Source organism: Agromyces sp. P1_H4 (assembly GCF_056405255.1).
The window spans coordinates 1-1,483 of the sequence record NZ_JBFUCL010000532.1 but is presented as its reverse complement, the minus strand read 5'-3'; the positions used below and the strand labels follow the sequence as shown (position 1 = coordinate 1,483).

Here is a 1,483-nt window from a genome sequence, read left to right as displayed (position 1 = left end):
CGCAGGGTCCCCTGCGCCCGGTGGAAGGAACCGCCATGCACGCCGTGTGGACTCCCGTGCGGAGGGCGCTCTCGGCCTACCGCACGGAGTACGCGATCTACGGCACCGTGCTCGTCAGTTCCGTGATCGCCGTGGGGTGGGAGGACGACACCGACCTCGAGGTGCTGCTGTTCGTGCTCGGATCTGTCGGCGTGTTCTGGCTCGCGCACATCTACTCGGGCGTGCTCGCGCGTGAGGACGACACGGAGCCGCGGCTGCGCGCCGTCCTCATCGCCGCTCGCGATGCCATCCGGCACACCGCCGGACTGCTGTTGGCCATGGTGCTGCCCGCCGTGTTCCTGCTGCTCGCCGTCGTCGGGTGGGTCGACGAGTACGTGGCGTACTACGCCGCGCTCTGGGTGGGCGTGGCCGTGCTCGCGGTGCTCGGCTACCTCGCCTCCGCCCGCCGTGGCAGCCCCTGGTACCTGCGCGTCGTCAGCGCCGTGGTCACCGGGAGCCTCGGGCTGCTCGTCATCTGGCTCGGCTCGCTCGTGCACTGAGCGGCCGCGCCCCGGCCGCCCGGCACGCCCGCTGCCCGAGAGCGGATGCCGCCAGCCGCCCCTACTCCGCCCGCGAGAACGCCGACGCCCGCTCCACCTGCTCGCGGGTGAGCGGCACGCCGGTGTAGCGCTCGAACTGCCGCGCGGCCTGCAGCGCGATCACCTCGGCTCCCGAGATCACGCGCTTCCCGGCTGCGCGGCCGGCCGCCACGAGCGGCGTCTCGGCGGGGAACGCCACCACGTCGAACACCGTGGTCGCCCGTTCGATGAACGCGGGCGGGAACGCCAGCGCCGCGGCATCCGCCCCGTGCATGCCGAGCGGAGTGACGTTCACGATGACGTCGAACGCGGGCGCGGGGTCCTCCGCCACCCAGGCGTAGCCGTACTTCGCGGCGAGCGCCGAGCCCGCGGCCTCGTTGCGCGCCACGACTGTGACCTCGCCGAAGCCGGCCCCGCGGAACGCCGCCACGACCGCCTTCGCCATGCCGCCCGAGCCGCGCACGAGCACCCGCTCGCCGGGGTCGATGCCGTGCTCGGCGATGAGCATCGCGATGGCCTCGTAGTCGGTGTTCGACGCGGTGAGCACGCCGCCGTCGTTCACGATCGTGTTCACCGACTCGATCGCCGCGGCCGACTCCTCGAGCACGTCGAGGAGGGGGATCACCGCCTCCTTGAACGGCATCGACACCGAGCACCCGCGGATGCCGAGGGCACGGATGCCGCGTACGGCGCCCTCGATGTCGTCGGTCGTGAAGGCCTTGTAGATGAAGTTGAGGCCCAGCTCGTCGTAGAGGAAGTTGTGGAAGCGCGTGCCGAGGTTCGACGGCCGGGCCGCGAGCGAGATGCAGACCGACATGTCCTTGTTGAGGATGGGCATGCCCTCAATGGTGCCGGATGCCGCGCGCGGGCGCTCGCGCGGAGCCGACTGCCGCGCAGGCCGCGGC

Annotated in this window: 2 protein-coding genes; one reads left to right on the top strand and one right to left on the bottom strand. The window is 72.2% G+C overall.

The window, feature by feature from the left end; genetic code table 11:
- Positions 1-539 (top strand): hypothetical protein (locus AC1DY2_RS19700; protein ID WP_476763948.1); only part of this gene is annotated, 539 nt, incomplete at its 5' end.
- A gap of 61 nt (positions 540-600) precedes the next feature.
- Here AC1DY2_RS19700 and AC1DY2_RS19695 read toward each other — a convergent pair.
- A complete protein-coding gene (locus AC1DY2_RS19695) occupies positions 601-1,416 on the bottom strand; it encodes a shikimate 5-dehydrogenase (protein ID WP_476763949.1) in 816 nt (271 codons plus the stop codon).
- Between the last annotated feature and the right edge of the window lie 67 nt (positions 1,417-1,483).

Excerpts from the sequence above, each read along its gene's own strand:
- AC1DY2_RS19695 (WP_476763949.1), bottom strand. The coding sequence starts at position 1,416 with ATGCCCATCCTCAACAAGGACATGTCGGTCTGCATCTCGCTCGCGGCC.